We start from the raw sequence: 19707 nt of genomic DNA, 5'->3' as shown, positions 1-19707 counted from the left end.
TCATGAAGAGAGTATTAAAATTATTGTTCATGATCGTTGCCTTTATGACTGCTGTATTCGCAGGATCCGGGCAAGCATCAGCTGATTCGACAACGGGTATCACTCAAAATATTCACATCCATATCAGTTTGGGACTCAATCTTCCTTCAGGAACAGATGTTACCAAACTGAGAGCGCCGACGTTCGAAATATATGATATTTCGGATCAGTTTAATGAAGCTGATGATCCAAAGGAATTTACCGAAAAATTCCCGCTCGTAGGTCAGAGTTATGCGAAAAACTTCATTGAAAAGCATAGCTTGAAGCCTCTCAGTCGACAGACCGGAAACAAGGCAAATTCTTCGATCGATTTTATCGTTCCCAGGTGCGATGCGTACCTGATCGTTCAGACCGATGAGAACGGAGTCATTGAAAATGCAGGGGACAACGGGACTTTTACCCTCCCATTCGTCTTTTTGATGAATGATGACTTCAAAATTGATGATCAAGGTCGGATGTGGTTTCAAATCAAAGGTAAAACTTCGCTCGTGCAGCGTTCAGCCTATTTCTTCAAATATGGCAAAAACGCCGGCGGAGAGTTACCGTTGAGCGATGCAAAATTTGTTTTGTACCGCTTGGACGGTTCAATAAAATTATATTGCACAAATAATGGCGGTTTTAAGGCAAGTGCTTCTCCGCTCAGCGACGATGAAATTGCAAAATTCACGTCCAACTCGGCAGGTTTGGTCATGTATGACCGTGAGAGTCTTGATCCTGGCACCTACTACTTCAGCGAAGTTCAGGCACCCAAAGGATACAGGATTACCGATGAAGCACGCAAGATCGAAGTTTATATTCCAAAGAAGATGTCTGACGGCGTTAAAGTCAACGGCACAGCTTTGGAAGGACTTTATGATCAAAAACTGTCTGATGGGGCAGTCAGTGCCGCCAAGCCGCGCATTTATAATTACAGTATTGAGAATCCGCCAAGCAACTCCGGCAAGACAAATACTCCAGGCAAGCCAACGACACCGAAAAGTGTCAAGAAAAAAGGGTTATGGGGGATGTTGCCGCAAACTGGTGAATCAAAATCGATTATGGCATTGCTCGGCATAGGAATAATATGTTTAGTTGTTTTAGTAAGCGCAAAGAGAAGAAATTATAAAGAGGAGCATTAAAAATGAAGAATCATAGGAAATTGAGAAATGCATTAGCAACATTGTTACTTGCATTGCCGTTGGCATTGCAGGGTGCTGTTGGCGTCAAGACCGCACAGGCTGCAGAAACGTCAACGGAAACGGCAACCGTTACGTTGCACAAATACGTATTTGACAAGTCTTTGCCTTCTGACAAGATTGACAACAGCAAGTCACAAGACGAAATCAATGCATGGTTGACCAAGAACAATGCCGAAGCACTTGATGGCGTTGAATTTACGGCATACGATGTAACAAGCGAATATGCGAATGAATACAAGACGGCAACCGGCGATAAGAATGAAAGTCCTGCCGATGCAGCCAAGACGGCGAGTGCTGCAGTTGCAAAGAAGGCTGATGCGCTTCAAAAGACGGCAACGGTTGTTGGCAAACAGACAACTGCCAACGGTGGTCTTGCATCATTTGCAAACCTTCCGTTGAGAGACGCAAACGGAAACTACAAGGCATACCTCTTTGCTGAAACAGATGCTCCTGCAAACATTACTCAAAAAGCAGAACCGTTCGTTTTGGCAATGCCGATTTACGGAGCAGACGGAAAGAATGTTCAAAAGTCAATCAACATCTATCCAAAGAACGTTAAGCAATCAGACAAGAAGACTTTGAATGACAATCGCTCACACCACGACTTCACTGCCGGCGAAAAGATCAACTACACTATCGAAACGGTTGTTCCTTGGAATATTGCTAACAAGAAAGTCTACACGATTACTGATAACCCAAGCAAGGGCCTGATCATGGATGCTGATACGATTCAAATCGAAGGTCTTGCAAGCAACAAGTATACTGTTAAGAAGAATGCCGACAACGGCTTCACGATCACGATTCCTGCTGCAGATCTTGCTGCATTTGCCGGCAAGACGCTCAAGACAACTGTTAAGGGTCATCTCAGCATTGAAGATCTTACATTGATTGACACTGGTATTCCTAACAAGGCTACTGCCAAGGTTGACAACGAAGCACACCACGAAGTCAAGTCAGAAGAAGTCTTCACAGGCGGCAAGAAGTTCGTCAAGGTTGATGGTTCTAACCAATCAAAGACGCTTGCAGGTGCACAATTCCAACTTGTTATCGTTAAGAACGGTCAAGTTGTCAAGTATGCTCACGGCAATGAAAAAGATGGCTACACATTCGATACGAACAACACAAACGTTGCTACGAAGACAACTGGCGAAAACGGTCAATTTGAATTTGCAGGTTTGAAGTATTCTGAGTCGCTTGAAGCCGGCGAATCATATGCCGTAAAAGAAGTTAAAGCTCCTACAGGCTACGACTTGCTTAAGGATCCAGTTTTGTTCACAGTTGCAAAGGACAGCTACAAGACGATTCAAGCAGCTGACGGTCAAAAGATTTCCAACACGAAGAAGGGCGGCTTCCTTCCATCAACAGGCGGCATGGGTATCGTTCTCTTCATCGTTGCAGGTGTCGTTGTAATGGCTGGTGCTGCAGGTACTATGATTGCACGCCGCAACCGTCGTGAAAACATCTGATTCGTGATTCTATTCATCACAACTAAATAGCTCATTATTCATATACCAATTTTTGGGGGTCGGGAATGAATTTTCCGATCCCTTTTTCTGTTAAACTGAACGTAATGTCAATTGAGTATCAAAAGGAAAAAGAATGGCTGAAAAAAAGAAGAAATCGAAAAATGGTTTTTGGATTCAAGTTTTGCTGATGATTGTCTTTTTGGCAGGATTGTTGATTATGCTATACCCTTTCTACGTTGAATCGATAAATAATTTTATTGATAATCAACGTATTGAAGAAGCCCAGAAACTTGATGCCAAAAGAAATGCGAAAGAACTTGCAAAGCTCAGAGCAGAAAATGAACGTGCTGCTAAAAAAGCTGCCAAAGACCCGTTTCGCGGGACAGACAACATGAATGCCGAGAAGTTGCGCAAGCATTTGCTGGGTCGGGTCGTAATTCCGAAAATCAACGTTAACGTACCGTTATTTAATCTGACGACGGCCGACACGCTCAATTATGGCGCGGCCGTTTTGCAAGGGTCATCGTTTCCGACCGGCGGAAAAGGAAAGCGAACAGTTATTGCTGCCCATCGTGGTCTGCCTGAACGCAAGCTGTTTACGGACCTTGACAAGGTCAAGAAGGGCGATTTGTTCGTAATCAGCGTTTATGGAAAGAATATGGCCTACAAGGTTTACAACATCAAGGTCATCAAGCCAAATAAAGTCAAATCGCTTCTTCCGGTCAAGGACAAGGATTTGGCGACACTGATGACGTGCACACCGTACATGATCAATTCTCATCGAATGCTTGTGACTGGGTATCGAGTTCCATATACGAAGAAGATTGCACGTGAAGTCGAAGGTGCATCCCTAATGAACAACCTGATTCAAGCGGCCGTTATGCTAGGATGCGTCATGGCGATTTTTTCTGTATTTTATATTTTGTACAGAATTATCCACGGCGGCTTGCTTAAAAAGCGCGAGATCAACCTTGATTTCATCGTTGTCGATGCGGACGGAAAACCTGTCGTTGGCGAAGCTTTCCGGCTTTTTGCCAGAAACGGCAGGCGCAAGCTGTATCGCAACCAAAAAGAGTTCATCGTCCAATCGGATGAACGGGGGAGAGTCAGGTTCACAAATCTTCCAGGAAACGTCTATTGCATTAAAAATGACCATCTGAGCGTCCGTGCCGGAATTAAGAAGCTCCGACAGGAAAATGCAGCACTGTATCCAAAGAAGAAGCAAAAGAGTTTCATTGCTCAGGATAATGAAAAAAATTGGATCGTTAAAAATCATAATTAGCTGAAAAAAGGCTGAGAAAACACTATGCTTCAATTGAAAAACCGGATGGTTTGCAATCGCAAAGCTGATCCGGTTTTTTTGCTTATACGTGACAAGCGCCTGCAATGATGGAAATGACCTGAAAGAGGCAGGCGGCAAATTATTAGTGCGCTGATTTATCAGGTGCTTTATTTGGCAGAATCACTGTCGTTTACGGACAAATCAGCGAAAAATGGCACTTTGTCCGTAAAGCTGGATGAAATTTTGGCTGAATCGGTTAAGCAGCACCGTATTTAAAAAATGCCGAACAAAAGCAGTCGCAAACTAACTGCATTCGTTTGGCATTTCATTTAATTCAAGTAAGAAACGGGACTTTTTTGATTGAATCGAACGTCATCAGTCAAGGCGAAGAGCTTGCATTTTACAAAGAAAGCGTTTACAATTAAAGAGTAGGGAATGTTAGCTTTGAGATTCAGACGAATCAAGATATTGTTTTCCAATGATGCGAAAAGAGGTCAGAGCTTGTTGATTCCTTATGGCAGCGTGCGAATTATTCTGGATGCAGTGCTGATTTCGAGGTGCTGTTCTTCGATTTGCACAGTTTTTCATCCGTGATTCGCCAAAGCATGTTAGAAGCTGTCCCGGTTACTCCCTCTTTTCGACTCCCGTTAAATCACGTTCCTCAGGCAGATTACTGAAGCGTCTGCCTGAGGTTTTTAGCTTTCAGGGTAAAGCATGGCTTTATTTTGGACGAATACTTTTTTGAATTATGCAGCTTGAAGGATTCTTCTAAAATCAGCTGATTTTAGAAGATTGCAATCACGAAGGGGACTAGCGAATGGATTGAATCAGTGGATGATGACCGCTCCTTAGCAATTGACTGGTGTTTGTTGAAACGTTTTCTTTGATCTGTCCAAAAAGTTTGACACCGTTTACAGAAATGGATTACAATTACCCTAGATGGTTGCCGGATTCGGTTTTGCTAGGCAGGTGATCAAAGTGATTACAAAAGATCGTACCAGAGACGTCATCAGTTTGATTGATGAACGTCTCAGAAATGAAAAATTTTCAAAAGATCGGGAGTTTGTTGCGATTTGCGCATGGGTTCGCGAAAGACTGCTTGAAGAAGAGCTCGATTCAGATGAGCTTTTCGGACGTATTCAGTCGTATGCGGTAAATAAGCGACGCAAGAAACCAACGATTGCGAGCGATTTGGAAAAGGCGCTTACAATGGGGCGTCCATTAGATGTGTTTATAGGATGGCTGCGTCATTTGAGATGATGAAGCTTAAGGCTCCGGAGAACCGGAGCCCTTTTATTTTTGCTTTTTTTTCAGTCGTGAAATCCAGTGCGTAATCAAAATTGTTAAAACGGTAATTGATGCACTGCATGAAAAGAATGCTCCCAACATCAAAATGAGGCGAAGAGTGTTGCCTTGATTCGACATGAAAGCCCAAACGGTCAGCGTGCACAGCACAAAAGCCAGCGCAATTAAGATGAAGAGCCCGAAAACGAGCAGCGGAATATTTTTTTTCATATGATTTCCTCCTGTAAGACATTATATTATTCAGATGTGTTTCGGACAAGAACGGATAATGTTTCACGTGAAACATTCATTTGTTGTTCCACGTGGAACATTTGCATGAAAGCTGATTTTTCACTATAATTGATGCGGTAATCTTAACGAAGACCCCGATTGTGATCAGGGGAGGGACATCCGGTTCTTCAAGTTGCAAACCTGAGCTTTTTTGATAAAAATAATTGCATCCAGTCTAAAAACGATGAAAGGAAGAATTTGAATTGATTGATCTTAAGGAAATACTTGAGAAAATGAATCTGAACCAAAAAATCAATTATGACAAGGTCATGATGAAAATGGTTCAGAATTGGCAAACAGCGGGGATTCGGCCGAAGATTCTGCTCCATGCCTGTTGTGCTCCGTGCAGCACGACGACGTTGGAGCGCATGACTGAATTTGCTGAAGTAACCATCTACTATGCCAACTCTAACATTCATCCTCGTGCCGAATATCAACGAAGAGAATACGTCCAACAGAAATTTATTCACGATTTCAACGAAAAAACAGGCAATCACGTTCAATTTATTGCCGCACCATACCGGCCGCAGGAATACTTTGAAGCCGTAAGAGGTCTTGAAAAAGAACCTGAAGGCGGCAAAAGGTGTCGTGCCTGTTTTGACTATCGACTTGATACGGTTGCAAAAAAGGCCGTGGAACTTGGGTTTGACTACTTTGGCAGCACGCTGACGATCAGCCCGCACAAGAACTCTCAAGTAATCAATTCCGTTGGAATCGAGGTTCAGCAGTTTTACGACGTGCATTATCTGCCAAGCGATTTCAAGAAAGGAAACGGCTACCTTCGTTCCGTTGAAATGTGCAAGGAATATGACGTCTATCGTCAATGCTACTGCGGGTGCATGTTTGCTGCCAAGCAGCAAGGCGTTGACTTGTCGCAAATCAGACGCGAAGCCTTGGCATTTATGGAGGGAAAAGACGGTCAAAAAGAATTTCCGGAGATTCGCTTTTCGATTGACGGTATCGAAGTCTGATTCACATTTGAAAAGCAAAAAGAGTTTTGGAAAAAATTCAGTTTTTTCTTAATTTAAAGCGTGAGACTTTTTTACAAAATGCAGCGTCTGCTCAATTAGCGCAGCAAGCTCCCATTCAATTTACTGACAGACTCTTTTTGGTTGTTTCCATTATATACAAAGATTGTCATATATACGAAAAAACCCGGATGGTTTGCAATTGACTGCAAATCATCCGGGTTTTCAATTTGAGGCACATTTTTCGGCCTCTTTGTCTTATGTTTGATATTCGTATTAGTATGAAAAATCGTCAAAATCAACAACTTTGGAACAACGACTGCGAAGCAACGTATAAAGACGCTTGTAGACAGGTTCAGAAACGTGATAGCTAGTATCATCGTTTTTTACTTCAGGAATAACTGGTACGTTTTTAAAGCTCATGCCAGAAATTTTGAGATCTTTTTTGACAATTTCGCCTTCGAGCAAGTTCAAACCAGCAACTGGAGCACGTTTAATTTTAACCATTGTTAGTAATTCTTCTTTCTGTAAAAATTACTAACATTTTATCACAATTTCAAGTAGTTGCAAGCAGAAAAAAGTATTTCTAATCTAGAAAGATATCTATATCAATAATGTAAGCGTGTACTTGATTGTAAAGAATGCATTTTAACTTATCATCAATTGACTAGACAATGATTAATGGCCGCATATTCTTCTCATTTTTAGTCATGACCGATGAGTTTTTGCGTTTGCGTTGCAAGATTGCGCCAAAAGAGGATGGCATTGTTTTCAAGGTCGCTTTCAAAATCAGCGTACTCATCACGAGGTTTTAAAGTTCCGATAACGTCGCCGACAGGTCCGCAAACTTTAAGCAATTGGCCTGCTTCTTCCCAGCGTGCCGTCCAATACGGCCCTTCAAGCGCCGTATCCAGCATGTCTTGCACGCCGTCCCTGGTCATATCGTTGATGACGTCTTGTTTGGTGGTTTGTTCGTAGCCGTTTTGCTTCATCCAAGCGAGTTTTTCTTCGACCTGTTCCATGTTGTCAGGAATCATATGCAGCATATTATAAATTCCGCCTTTCTTAAAAAATATTTACCTATATTATAATCCATTGGTGTTGCTTTGAGTACACATGACTCTTAATTTAAGATATAATTATAAGTAGGTATCAATCGAAAGGGAGAATATCATGAGCGAACAGACGGAATTGTTGGAACGACCATATATCAACATCGTTAATGTTATTTGGAGTTTTGACCGGGAAACAAGTCAAGTCAACATGCTGCTCGTTAAGCGTGCAAATGAGCCCGAAAAAGGGGCATGGGCAATGCCCGAAACATATTTGAGAACGGAAGAAAGCGCGGATGCGGCAGCGCTTAGGCTGGTTCGCGAAAAAATCGGACTGAATCTGTCTGCGATCCATACCGAACAGTTGGCGACTTTCACGAATCCGATGCGTTCCGGCCGGGGGCGCGACCGAATCCTGTCTTTGGCGTACATGACGTTTCTTCCTGAAATGCCACCGCTCAAAGCCGGATACGGGGCAACCGATGCGCGCTGGTTTGCGTTCTCCGCAGAAGACGGTCACTATGTGGTGCGGAACGGAGCACTGCATTTTAAAGCAAGCGAAGCGACGAGTCAGGCGAAGTATTATGAAAATGCAGAGTACGATCCCAAAACGCACCTCGCATTTGATTACGACTGGATCTTCAAAGTGGCTTGCGAAAGAATTCGCAATAAGCTCAACTACCGACCAAACGTCTTGCTGGTTTTGGGATCGACGTTTACGATGCGCGAGGCTCGCTGCGTTTATGCACCGTTTTTGATGAAAAAAGTCGACGCAATCGACAATTCCAACTTCAGAAAAACGCATATGCATCTGTTAAAGGAAATCGGGACGGAAACCGTCCAAAAACGCCCAGGACGACCAGCCAAGATTTACGCTTTAAAATCAGTCGAAGATGATGAAAGTTGCAAAACAAAGTAAATTAGTGTAAGATAGGTTCAATATAAAAGTGGTATCTACTTTATTGGAGAATAAAGGTAGTTGCGACTTAAATAGGAGGAAATCTCATGGATGCAGACAATTGGGCATTAGTGACCGATTTGTACGAACTGACGATGGCAAACGGTTTTAAGGAGAAGTTAGGCGAAGAAGAAGGCGTTTTTGACATCTTCTTTCGCAAGATGCCCGACGATGGAAGTTTTGTAGTGTTGGCAGGGCTTGAGCAAGCAGTCGAGGAGCTCAAGAACTTCCACTTTGAAAAAGAAGACATCGAGTATTTGAAGGGGTTAAACCTTTTTTCAGATGATTTTATCGAATATTTGGCTGATTTCAAATTCAGTTGTCGCGTCTGGGCCGTTCCGGAAGGCACTCCGATTTTCCCGCGCGAACCCGTAATGACGATTCAAGGACCGCTGATTCAGGCACAGCTGTTTGAAACGCTTCTTTTGAGCATCATCAATCACGAAACGCTGATCGCAACAAAGGCGCGTCGAATCACGGCTGCAGCCAAAGGGCGCGGCGTCATGGAATTCGGTGCTCGTCGTGCCCAAGGGCCTTCAAGTGCTACTTACGGTGCAAGGGCAGCCGTAATCGGCGGTGCAAGTTCCACTTCCAACCTGCTTGCGGCCAAAAAATTCGGAATTCCGGCTGCAGGAACGATGGCGCACAGTTGGATCGAAGCTTTCGACAGCGAATACGACGCATTCAGAGCCTGGGCAGACATTTATCCTGACAACTGCTCGCTTTTGGCTGATACGTATGACGTGCTCGAATCAGGCGTTCCGAATGCCATTAAGATTTTCAACGAATTGAAGGCGGAAGGACACGGCAATTTCGGTATCCGGATTGATTCAGGCGACGTAACAAAACTTGCTGAAGCAGCCCGTGAAATGATGGACGAAGCAGGCTTCCCGAATGCCAAAATCACGATTTCAAATGCGCTTGACGAAAACATCATCCAGTCCCTGCTCGAACAAGGTGCTCCGATCGACAATTTCGGCGTCGGCGAAAAGATGATCACAAGCTCGTCTTCGCCTGTTTTGAGCGGTGTTTACAAGCTTTCTGCCGTTATCAAAGGCGACAAGCTCATTCCGAAGATCAAAGTTTCGGAAAGCAAGGGCAAGTTGACGCTTCCTGGCATCAAGCAGACATATCGCTTGATCGACAACAAATCAGGCAAAGCCTTTGCCGATATTATCACGCTTCGTGACGAGGATCTTCCGTCCGAACTCACGGCTTTCAAGGCTGATCCGTTGGCAACGAAACAAAAGGGTCATCTTGCAAACTTTACGGCGGTTCCTCTTCAAAAAGAAGCTATGGACGGGACTGAAGTCAAAATCGATCTTCCAAACGTCTTTGAGATCCAAAAGTTCAGCAAATCTCAGCTCGATTTGCTTCCGCATTCAACGAAGCGCCTGCTCAATGCGGATGAATATCCGGTGTTCATCACGCCAAAACTTTATGAAGTTCAGCAAGAACTCGTTTCAAAATTTGCAGATCAATAAATAGTGAGAATGCCGGAGAAAAGTCCCGTTTCTTACTTGAATTAAATGAAATGCCGAACAGAGGCGGTCGAGTTGCGACTGACTTCGTTCGGCTTTTTAATTTTAAATGCATAAAAACTACTTTTTCAAGAAGCAGTACTGCTCAACTGATTTATCCAAGATTTCGCGCAAATTTACGGACAAACCGGCTTTTTCCAATGATTTGTCCGTAAAACCGGGGCTCAAACGTCTGGAATCTTACGGACAAGCGGCCATTTTTGACCATTTTGTCCATAATCGCCATTTTTTAAGCAGGCCATTTACAGACAGAGGCTCCATTTTTATCGATGTGTCCGTAAACGCAGAAAAATTGTGGAAAAATAAGCTTTGCCCTCCTGTCTGGTGAATTAGGGGCAGAGCATTAAAAATGCACACTATTTTTCAATTTTGTGCTATAGTTAATCTTAGTATTACTTAGGGGGATAAATTATGAAGGACGAATTTCAAAAGGGATTGAAATATGGTATTGTTACGATTATTTCCATAATACTTGGAGTATTTGCAATTTATGTCAACAGGGTTCATGCAGATGAAAACTACACGATCTGCAATCCTGAAAACTATATGCAATATTCAAGTTTTGTTGGTGCAAATCGATATGCTTTCTTTGATGCGGACATCTTGAACGCAAAGGGGCCGACGAGAGTCGTTGCCGCAATCGGGCGCGATGGTGACCAGACGATCAGCGTTTGGGAGTTTATGCCAAACGGAGTAACGAATAATTTCAAACTTGCTCCGAACAGCAATAAAGCACTAAGGCACGTAGATCAAAGCAATCGTCCGTTTAAGTTGCACTACTACCATGACGGAGACAGCTTTGACGTGATGGTCGAAGGCGATACGAATGTTGTCTTGCAGCATTACAAAGATTCAGATTCGCAGATTATTTCCCGGGAAATATCCGAACCGACGCCGCGGTTGATCAACCAGACGATCAATTACCTTGATAGCAACGGCAAAAGGATTGCCCCGTCTATCGGACACAACGTCATGACCGGAATGATTTACCAAACCAAGCGTCGAGTTTTTCCTGGATATCTGTTGACGGAAACACCATCGAATGCAGATGATCGAATGAATGAAAGCAACGTTCCCGGAACGGTGCGGACAATCAAGTATCATGGCGGCATCGGTGCAACGATCAAATATACGCAAATGGACGATTCTGGTACGGCAATTGCCGACGTCTATTACGGCGGAGCAAAAATCGGCAACTCGATGATGCTTGAGCCGTTCGGCCACGGAACTGCCCATCTCAGTTTTGTGGGCGGGATGACGATTCCGCTTGAAAATTACTTCGGCAACCAGACTCGGACAATCAACTATGTTTATAAGCGTCTGGGATCGTGGAAGATTTCCGTTCCCGGAAAGCCGGAGCAAGACATTGCATACCAAAACGATCCGTCAGATTCGACCAAGATAGCCGCCCAGAATCAGATCGTTCCTTATATCGAAGGATATACTGTCGAATGCAGCAATGGCAGCCTTCAACAGGTCAGCGCAAACAAATGCGACGGCTACCGTTTGTCTTCGCCTGAAGATCCGTTCAAGGATGGCGTGGTCAGCTACGTGGCCGATAATTCTGCGGAAAGCAACGCCAACGGTGAAAATAAAAACCCGCAACAAGAAAAGGTTGCAGCCGGGTCAAATAACGATCGGAACGTGAGAAAATTTCAGGTGGATCGACAAAAAGATCAGCCGCGTCAGACAGAAGTTATCACTCCAGCTAAATTTGCCGTCAAGCAAAAAGCTGCTCAACCAAGCGAAAGCAAAAATAATTTTGGACTTCTGCCGCAAACTGGCGATTTCAGTTCAAATTTGTGTTTCTTGGGTGCAGTTATTGTTGGAATTTTATCAATCTGCGGCTTGGTCATGCTTGATCGTCGTTTCAATTTAGATAACAAGAAAGAATAATTTTTAACAACGGAGGCTGAGAAAAAAGTCTCTTTTCTATCTTGGTTTAAACGAAAAGCCGAACAAAGTCAGTCGCAACTCGACTGCCTCTGTTCGGCTTTTTATTTAGTCCAAGCGGGGATTTCCCGGCATCTTGAACTTACACGTCATATGTTTTGGCCGCCTTTTCCAACAGGTTCTCCAACATCTTAGCTTCATTGTCAGTCAAGCCAGCAACGCTTTCATGGCTGATGTCTTCCATAATATGGTCGAGTACGGGAATAACGTTTCGACCTTTTTGTGTCAAAAACAGTTCGTTTTTACGCCGGTCGTTTTTTGCGACGTCTTTTCTCAGCCAACCGTCGGCCACAAGGTGATTGATGTGTTTGGTAACGATGCTTTGCTCGCGCTGAATCGTCTGAATCAGGTAATTCTGGCTGATGCCAGGGTGTTCGTCGACAATAATCAGGTAAAAGAAATTCGCCTCGTGCAAGCCGTATTTGCTGCAGCGTCGGTTGATTTCGGTTCTGATCTTGCGGTTGAAGACGGAACACCATTTTTCAATGCTCGATCTCATAATTTGTTCCTTTTAAAATGCAGAGTTTAAGAATTCCTTCTGCTTGATCCTTGCCAGTAGCGGGCAAACGTTGCTAAAAGCAAAACCGCAAAGACAACGGTCAGCCACATGGCAGCGTGGAACCCGGTAATAAATGAAGCCGGAATTCCGGAAACAACGATCAGCAAGGTAATCGAAGTTGCTCCGAAAGCCTGTCTGATGGAGTTGTTCAAAGCAGTCGCATGACTGATTTCTGCTTGATCAAGTTCGATAAATGCTTCGGACATTGCAGGCGAAAAGACGAGCGCATTGCCAATCATGCGGACCATATAGGCGACGGTCACGATCCAAAGCGGGGTCGTCGGCTTGAGGGAAACCAACGGAATCGAGGCCAAAAGCATCAAAATACCGCCGGTCGTAATCAGATATTTTGGTCCGAAGCGATCGTACAAGCGTCCGACGATGGCGGCCGAAAGCGCATTGGCAATTGCCCCTGGCAGAAGAATCATCCCTGAAACGGTTGAGCTGACGTGCGAGGCATTTTGCGCAAAGATCGGCACCATTTGTTCAGTGCCAAGCAAAATCATGAAGGCAAAAATACCAACGAGCGTCATTCTGCGAAATGCAGGGTTGGCAACGATTCTGACGTTTAGCATCGGGTCTTTGAGTTTGAGCTGGCGCTTAATGAACAGTGTCAAAATGACAAGTCCGACAACGAGCATGACAAATCCCAGAGCAATGTCTGTTTGGAAAAACGTCAGGCTTGCAAGCGTCAAAGCTGCACCGATCAAGGACAGGAAGACGGAAAGAACGTCGATTTTGAGTTCGCGCGGTTCTTTGAAGTTTGGGAACGTTGCAAAACCGATCAGTAAAACCAGCAGCATCAGCGGCAGCACAAGAATGAATATGTAACGCCATCCGAGCGAGTTGACGATGATTCCTGAAAGCGTCGGCCCGATTGCCGGTCCGAAGGCGATAACAAGGCCTGACATGCCAAGAATCGTTCCGCGTTTTTCCATCGGATAGATTGAAATCATCGTCGTCATTTGAAATGACATCAAAATTCCGCCTGCGCATGCCTGAACGAGTCTCGCAAGCAACAGGAACCAAAAGTTATGCGCAACGCAGCCGATGAGTGTGCCGATGACAAACGTGCCGATCGTTCCCAAAAAGACGGAGCGATTGCGGAACTTTTCATACATATTGGATGAAAGGGGCGTTACGACTCCGATGATCAACGTGTAACCGGTGGTCAGCCATTGCGCAAGTGTCAGTGAAACGTGCATTTCCCTTTGGATGACAGGAAGAGCTGTGACCATCATCGTTTGGCTGGCTAGACTGATGAACGATGAAAGAAGCAGCAGCACGGTAATTGTCGTCCGAAGTTTCGGATTGATGGTTTTTGAAATATTTGCCATGTTTTCAATTCCTCTTTCTAAATTACATGCATCTGCATTTAATAATAAATGCATTTGCATTTAATTTCAAGCCTTCTTTATAAAATGCAGTGCGGCAATATTCGATATTTGAGGATAAAAAAACAAATTTGCTGAAAAACACGAATATTTTCAAAATGTTTTGCGAAATTATTAGTTATGCGCTATACTTTTATTAAAACTAACAGGTTTAATATAAAGAACGAGGTGCAAAAAAGATGAAAGCAATTTTGACCACTGTCGGTGAAGATCAAGTCGGAATTATCGCAGGCGTAAGTCAATATTTGGCAGAAAACAAGGTTAACATCCTGGATTTGTCACAAACGATCATGGATGGCTACTTTACAATGATGATGATGGTAGACGTGCCGGAAAACGAAAAAGAATTCGGCGTTTTGGCACAAGAATTGGCAGACCTTGGTCAAAAGCTTGGCGTTGAGATTCGCATTCGCAACGAAGAAATCTACCGTGCGATGCATCATCTTTAATGGGGGAAAATATGGAAAGCGAAAAGATTTTAGAAACGATTCACATGATTTCTGACGAGAATCTTGACGTGCGTACGATCACGATGGGAATCTCATTGCTTGACTGCATCGACTCGGACAGCGACAAAGCTTGCCAGAAGATTTACGACAAAATCACGACCAAGGCCAGGAATCTCGTCAAGGTCGGTGAACAGATTCAAGAAGAATATGGAATTCCGATCATCAACAAGCGCGTCACGGTAACGCCGATTTCTTTGATTGCCGCTGCTTCGCACGATCAGGATTACGTCAAATATGCCTTGACGCTTGACAAGGCAGCCCATACGCTCGGCATTGATTTCATCGGTGGATATTCTGCGCTTGTTCAAAAGGGATATCAAAGCGGCGACAAGACTCTGATCAAGTCGATTCCGGAAGCTTTGGCTCAAACCGATCTTGTTTGTGCTTCGGTCAACGTCGGTTCAACGAGAAGCGGCATCAACATGGATGCCGTTGCCGAAATGGGGCAGGCCGTCAAGAAAGCCTCAGAGCTTGATTTCATGACGAATGCCAAAATGGTTGTTTTCTGCAATGCCGTTGAAGACAACCCGTTCATGGCCGGCGGTTTTTGCGGCGTTTCCGAACCGGATACCGTCATCAACGTCGGTGTTTCCGGCCCCGGCGTCGTTAAGAAGGCGCTTGAAAAAGTCAAGGGTGCTTCCATGGACGTCGTTGCCGAAACGATCAAGCAAACAGCGTTCAAAGTTACGCGCATGGGTCAAATGGTTGGTACAGTTGCCTCAGAACGTCTCGGCGTTCCGTTTGGCATCGTTGATTTGTCGCTTGCACCGACGCCTGCCGTTGGGGACTCCGTTGCGCAGGTTTTGGAAGAAATCGGTCTCGAACGAGTCGGCACTCACGGCACGACGGCAGCTCTTGCCATGCTCAACGATGCCGTTAAAAAGGGCGGCATCATGGCCTGCAGTCACGTCGGCGGATTGTCGGGCGCATTCATCCCAGTTTCCGAAGATGCCGGGATGATCGATGCCGTCAATGCCGGTACGCTGACTCTTTCCAAGCTTGAAGCCATGACGGCGGTTTGCTCGGTCGGACTCGACATGATTGCCGTTCCTGGCGATACGCCTGCTGAAACGATCAGTGCCATGATTGCAGATGAAGCAGCAATCGGCATGATCAACAACAAGACGACGGCCGTTCGCGTCATTCCGGTTCCCGGCAAGAAGGTCGGCGAGACCGTGGAATTCGGCGGCCTCCTCGGTCATGCGCCGATCATGGGCGTCAACCCGGCAAGTTCTGCCGACATGATTCACCGTGGCGGTTTGATTCCAGCTCCGATTCACAGTTTTAAAAATTAACATTAAGTTGCTTGCGACATGCCATTTCGGCGTGTCGCTTTTTTTATAAAATGCAGAGCTCGCGGCTTCGGAATTTGTTCTTGCAGTGGCGGGCGGCCGCAATTGTTCCGTGAGAAATGCCTGAATTTTGTCTGCCGCTGCTTTCAAAAAGGGCGCGCGCGACCATCGAAGTAGACAAAAACCGTGAGAAATGCCTTGATTTTGTCTACCGCTGCCTTCAAAAAGGCCTCGCGCGACCATCGAAGTAGACAAAAACCGTGAGAAATGCCTTGATTTTGTCTACCACTGCCCCCAAAAAGGGCGTGTGCGATCCCCGAAGTAGACAAAAATGGAGCAAAAAGCCCGAATTTTGTCTACTGCTGCCTCCAAAAAGGCCCTGCGCGACCATCGAAGTAGACAAAAATCGAGAGAAATGCCTAATTTTTGTCTACCGCATCCTCCAAAACCGCGCGGACTCGTCAGCTGTCATATTGGGAAGTGCTGCCAAAATCAGCCTGCACGCGGCCCATCTTCACAGCGCCTTATCCAAATGCAGCATCGCATCACCGCTGCATCCAAAAGAACTGGATTTTACAAAAAAAGAACCGCCGAAAATCGGACGGTTCTTGAGATGTGCCGCATTTATCTTTTTCTCGGTTATTAGATCATAAACGAAACATTAACGTTTCAACATTGTGGCGGTCTCGAGCTTAACACTCGAATTTGCCGGTTGGAGAAGGTTTTGTGGATTGAGTAACTCTTTGATTTTTGAATCGGGAATGTTGATCTTTTCTTTGAGTAACACTTCAATCGACTCGCCTGTAGCAACCGCCTCCTGAGCAATTTTGGCTGCGGCACGGTAGCCAATTGTTGGAGACAGCGCGGTTGCAAGGCCTGCGGAGTGTGCAGCCATTTCAGCGCAGCGTTGCTCGTTGACTTTGAGATGATCGAGGCAGTTTTTCTTCAAAGTAAGGAGCGCGCCGCGAAGAAGGGATGCGTCTTCAAAAAGATCGTCAAACATTACGGGTTCAAAGGCATTCAGTTCAAGCTGCCCAGACGAACTTGCGAGTGCGATTGCAGCATCATTGCCCACTACTTGAAATGCAGCTTGCGCACAAACTTCAGGAATGACTGGGTTGACTTTGCCGGGCATGATTGATGATCCGGCTTGAACTTTTGGTAGTTCCAGTTCATGGAGACCGGCTTGCGGACCGCTACCAAGGAGACGCAGGTCGTTTGTAATCTTGATCAGATCAGTGGCCAGATTCTTATATGCGCTTGACAATGCCACATAGCAATCCGTGTTTTGCACGGCATCCGACAAATCTTCAGCTTGAGTCAACGGCATTCCAGAGAGGCGACGCAATTCAGGAACCACGGCGTCACAGTATTCCTGAGTTGCGCAAATGCTGGTGCCGATCGCCGTTCCGCCAAGGGGCACTTCAAGCAAAGAAGCTGAGGCTGCTTCGATTCGCTTGTAGTCGCGCATGAGGACACGATAATACGCGTGAAACTCCTTGCCAAACGTTGTCGGGACTGCATCTTCAAGCTGGGTACGGCCCATTTTCAAGGAGAAGCGGTGTTCATGAGCCAGTTTAAGAAATGAGGATGCAGTCTTCTCAAGCTGATCCAAGAGATCGGTCGCATATTCCACCAGAGCCATGTGTCCGGCGGTCGGATAGACGTCGTTTGTCGATTGTGCCATGTTGACGTCATCGTTTGGATGAATCAGCTCATATGTACCTTTCTTTGCCCCGGCCATTTCCGCCGCGAGGTTGGCGATTACCTCGTTAGCGTTCATGTTGGTGCTCGTCCCGGCTCCCCCCTGAATAGCTGGAGTCCGCAATTCTGAAGCAAAACGATCAAAATCGTCCAAAATAGCTTCGCATGCGCCGACGATCATCCGGTGCTTGTCGGCTGCCAACCTGCCCGTTTCGGCATTCGCATTTGCGCAAGCTTCCTTTACGAGAATCAAATTCTTTACAAGTCTTCCGTCGACCGGTCGACTCGTGACAGGGAAATTCTCGCGAGCACGCTCGGTGTGAATGCCATAATACGCAGCATCGTCAACAGCTTTGGTACCTAATGAGTCGCTTTCAATCCGCATTGTAAAAACCTACCTTTCAAAATCTGAACCAACTTACGTGTTATATAATATAACATTAACCACCAAATTACGATACCTTAACCGTTTTTGCGTGGAAAACAATGTGTGCGGCGTTTTCAACTTAAGATTTTTAAGTCTGCAGGCTATGTCGCTTAAAAAATGCAGGGCGTTGATTTGCCATGTGTTTTTGAGCCTCAGGGTTCGAAACGCACGCTGCCGTTCTTTTTGCGGCCAGGATGAATCATCGTCCCGGAGATTCGGTTTGCTCTTTGCTTCCTTGTTCAGACACCGCGGCCGTCTGCTCTGCATTTTGACAAAAAAAGAGCCGCAACCAGGGCTGCGACTCTCTATTCTTCATCTGCAGGCACGAGCGAACGCGGCTCCACGCTGGTCGAAAAAACGATTTGAGTTTGCGTTTCGCCGAATCTTTGCAAATCATTGATGAACTCGTCCAGATCCTTCGTCGTTTTAAAACGGCAGGTCAAAATCTGCGAATACTTGCCGGTCACGCAGTCGCACCCGACGACGTTCCTGCATCCTTTGACGTAAGGGTAAAATTCCTCTTTGTCTTTTGGTGCAAGGCACAAGCTGACGAATGCCTTGATAGGGTATCCCAGTTTTTCGCAATCGACTGCTGCGTGGAATCCCGTTATGTATCCGTGTTCCTTCAAGCGCGCGATTCTTGAGCTCACGGCCGGAGCTGAAATAAAGCATTGCTTGCTTAGTTCTTTTAGAGACATTCGCGCATCATGTTCCAGACATCCTAAGATGGTGCGGTCAATCTGATCCATATAAATCCCTCCATGTTATATAATATAACACCAAGTTGACGAGTTAAGCAATAAAAAAAGGCCAACTCCCCTGGCCTAATAACATCCTGTTTAATTTGTCGCGCTTTTGGTGAGCGCGTATTTTTTCACCTGTGCTTCAACCGCCTCAAGGTCGAGCGGTTTTTGGCCTGACTCAAGCGTTATGATCAAGTCGTTTCCCAAACCGTGCTTCAGATATTCGTTGTGCTTTCTGATGGCGTTGTTGACGTAATGCGAATCATCCATCATTCCGAAATGTTCATAATAAACCAAGCGGTTGTTTCTGACGTCATAGATTGTAAAATCAGGATAAACGATCGTCCCGTCGCCCATATCGAGCCTCATTTCGTATCTGTATGGCACTCCGAGCATATACAGCAGGTCCGCAATCAGCTTCTCCGACTTTGAACGAACCGTGTCGCCCTTAAGAGTCTTGAACCCATTTTCGACAGGACGCATTTTTGCGTATCCCTTTGAAACCCATTCGTTGATCTTGTATTCCATCGATTTTGCGAGCGGTGCGGTGAAATTTTTGAATTCGTCCGGTAAATTTTCGTAAATCTCCAAATAGGAAGATTCGCTGTCTGTTTTCAAAAACCGATTGATCGCCTTAAGTCGCTGCTTGGCAAATTTCAGGCATGCGACGTCATGCATCTTCTGGGCCAATCCCTTGATCACGCTGATGTTGCTTTTGGGAAGGTAGGTTGTTTTTTTTCTTTCTGAATCATATCTCTTAAACCATGATTTTCCCTTGTATTTGACAACGTGAAGCGTTCCCTTCGGAGCCGCTTTGATTCTTTTTTCGAGCACGTCGATCTGTTGCAAAACTTTGTCGTGCTCGGCTAACAATAGTGCGTGCAGTGAGTCCATATGATCCCCCCCTTATATTAAAATTGTTTTAATTATACTCTTATTTCAGGCTTATTCAATACTTAAAACACGATGTAATATTCTTGTAAAATGCAGGGCTTTGATGGCTGCGGGTCGGGTGCAATTGTACCACGGCTAAAAAGCTATGGCCATGGGTTCCAAAGCATCGTTTG

At 45.2% G+C, this 19707-nt stretch carries 18 protein-coding genes; 10 read left to right on the top strand and 8 right to left on the bottom strand.

Features of this window, described 5'->3' with window-relative positions; translation table 11 throughout:
• Positions 1-2 precede the first annotated feature (2 nt).
• The 4 genes from BMZ95_RS04475 (at position 3) to BMZ95_RS04455 (ending at position 5225) form a co-directional block, all read left to right on the top strand.
• The gene (locus tag BMZ95_RS04475; RefSeq protein WP_046921919.1) at positions 3-1157 is read left to right on the top strand and encodes a prealbumin-like fold domain-containing protein; all 1155 of its coding nucleotides are present in this window, start codon (positions 3-5) and stop codon (positions 1155-1157) included.
• A 2-nt stretch (positions 1158-1159) separates the two neighbouring features.
• Positions 1160-2683 (top strand): SpaH/EbpB family LPXTG-anchored major pilin, encoded by a 1524-nt coding sequence (locus tag BMZ95_RS04470; RefSeq protein WP_046921918.1) that lies wholly within the window; start codon positions 1160-1162, stop codon positions 2681-2683.
• Positions 2684-2816: 133 nt separating this feature from the next.
• Positions 2817-3965, top strand: a complete 1149-nt coding sequence (locus BMZ95_RS04465; RefSeq protein ID WP_046921917.1) for a class C sortase — start codon at positions 2817-2819, stop codon at positions 3963-3965.
• Between the two features lie 978 nt (positions 3966-4943).
• Positions 4944-5225 carry a hypothetical protein gene (locus BMZ95_RS04455; RefSeq protein WP_014072683.1) on the top strand — a complete coding sequence of 94 codons (282 nt, stop codon included), beginning with the start codon at positions 4944-4946 and terminating at the stop codon, positions 5223-5225.
• Between the two features lie 33 nt (positions 5226-5258).
• Here the strand turns inward: BMZ95_RS04455 and BMZ95_RS04450 are convergent, their stop codons facing one another.
• Complete coding sequence (locus tag BMZ95_RS04450; protein WP_046921916.1) at positions 5259-5480, bottom strand: hypothetical protein; 222 nt, start codon at positions 5478-5480, stop codon at positions 5259-5261.
• 263 nt (positions 5481-5743) lie between these two features.
• On the opposite strand from BMZ95_RS04450, the gene BMZ95_RS04445 reads away from it, so the two are divergent.
• Positions 5744-6511 (top strand): epoxyqueuosine reductase QueH, encoded by a 768-nt coding sequence (locus BMZ95_RS04445; RefSeq protein WP_041819726.1) that lies wholly within the window; start codon positions 5744-5746, stop codon positions 6509-6511.
• A gap of 273 nt (positions 6512-6784) precedes the next feature.
• On the opposite strand, the gene BMZ95_RS04440 is transcribed toward BMZ95_RS04445, so the two are convergent.
• The gene (locus BMZ95_RS04440; RefSeq protein ID WP_014072685.1) at positions 6785-7015 is read right to left on the bottom strand and encodes a hypothetical protein; all 231 of its coding nucleotides are present in this window, start codon (positions 7013-7015) and stop codon (positions 6785-6787) included.
• 197 nt (positions 7016-7212) lie between these two features.
• Entirely contained in the window at positions 7213-7554 is a 342-nt protein-coding gene (locus BMZ95_RS04435) for a hypothetical protein (protein ID WP_046921915.1), read from the bottom strand.
• A 127-nt stretch (positions 7555-7681) separates the two neighbouring features.
• Between BMZ95_RS04435 and BMZ95_RS04430 the strand changes: the two genes are divergently transcribed.
• From BMZ95_RS04430 to BMZ95_RS04415, 3 genes are all read left to right on the top strand, one after another.
• Entirely contained in the window at positions 7682-8479 is a 798-nt protein-coding gene (locus BMZ95_RS04430; RefSeq protein ID WP_014072687.1) for an NrtR DNA-binding winged helix domain-containing protein, read from the top strand.
• Between the two features lie 86 nt (positions 8480-8565).
• The gene (locus tag BMZ95_RS04425) at positions 8566-10002 is read left to right on the top strand and encodes a nicotinate phosphoribosyltransferase (protein ID WP_014072688.1); all 1437 of its coding nucleotides are present in this window, start codon (positions 8566-8568) and stop codon (positions 10000-10002) included.
• A 468-nt stretch (positions 10003-10470) separates the two neighbouring features.
• Positions 10471-11955 carry a MucBP domain-containing protein gene (locus tag BMZ95_RS04415; RefSeq protein WP_046921914.1) on the top strand — a complete coding sequence of 495 codons (1485 nt, stop codon included), beginning with the start codon at positions 10471-10473 and terminating at the stop codon, positions 11953-11955.
• A 139-nt stretch (positions 11956-12094) separates the two neighbouring features.
• Here the strand turns inward: BMZ95_RS04415 and BMZ95_RS04410 are convergent, their stop codons facing one another.
• Complete coding sequence (locus BMZ95_RS04410) at positions 12095-12511, bottom strand: MarR family winged helix-turn-helix transcriptional regulator (RefSeq protein WP_046921913.1); 417 nt, start codon at positions 12509-12511, stop codon at positions 12095-12097.
• Positions 12512-12537: 26 nt separating this feature from the next.
• Positions 12538-13908 (bottom strand): MFS transporter, encoded by a 1371-nt coding sequence (locus BMZ95_RS04405; protein ID WP_014072691.1) that lies wholly within the window; start codon positions 13906-13908, stop codon positions 12538-12540.
• A gap of 236 nt (positions 13909-14144) precedes the next feature.
• Here BMZ95_RS04405 and BMZ95_RS04400 point away from each other — a divergent pair, with 236 nt between their 5' ends.
• Both BMZ95_RS04400 and BMZ95_RS04395 read left to right on the top strand, forming a co-directional pair.
• Positions 14145-14414, top strand: coding sequence for an ACT domain-containing protein (locus BMZ95_RS04400; protein ID WP_003695792.1), 270 nt, complete (start codon positions 14145-14147; stop codon positions 14412-14414).
• An 11-nt stretch (positions 14415-14425) separates the two neighbouring features.
• The gene (locus tag BMZ95_RS04395) at positions 14426-15769 is read left to right on the top strand and encodes a PFL family protein (RefSeq protein WP_046921912.1); all 1344 of its coding nucleotides are present in this window, start codon (positions 14426-14428) and stop codon (positions 15767-15769) included.
• Between the two features lie 658 nt (positions 15770-16427).
• Here the strand turns inward: BMZ95_RS04395 and BMZ95_RS04385 are convergent.
• The 3 genes from BMZ95_RS04385 to BMZ95_RS04375 all read right to left on the bottom strand — a co-directional run bounded on the left by BMZ95_RS04385 (position 16428) and on the right by BMZ95_RS04375 (position 19534).
• The gene (locus BMZ95_RS04385; protein WP_046921911.1) at positions 16428-17855 is read right to left on the bottom strand and encodes an aspartate ammonia-lyase; all 1428 of its coding nucleotides are present in this window, start codon (positions 17853-17855) and stop codon (positions 16428-16430) included.
• Between the two features lie 347 nt (positions 17856-18202).
• Positions 18203-18646 (bottom strand): Lrp/AsnC family transcriptional regulator, encoded by a 444-nt coding sequence (locus BMZ95_RS04380; RefSeq protein WP_014072694.1) that lies wholly within the window; start codon positions 18644-18646, stop codon positions 18203-18205.
• 90 nt (positions 18647-18736) lie between these two features.
• Entirely contained in the window at positions 18737-19534 is a 798-nt protein-coding gene (locus tag BMZ95_RS04375) for a hypothetical protein (protein WP_046921910.1), read from the bottom strand.
• Between the last annotated feature and the right edge of the window lie 173 nt (positions 19535-19707).

It is taken from the genome of Ligilactobacillus ruminis DSM 20403 = NBRC 102161 (genome assembly GCF_900113455.1).
Classification (GTDB): Bacteria; Bacillota; Bacilli; order Lactobacillales; family Lactobacillaceae; genus Ligilactobacillus; species Ligilactobacillus ruminis.
Note: the sequence above shows the minus strand (reverse complement) of the source record. Positions and strands in the feature narration are given on the sequence as shown.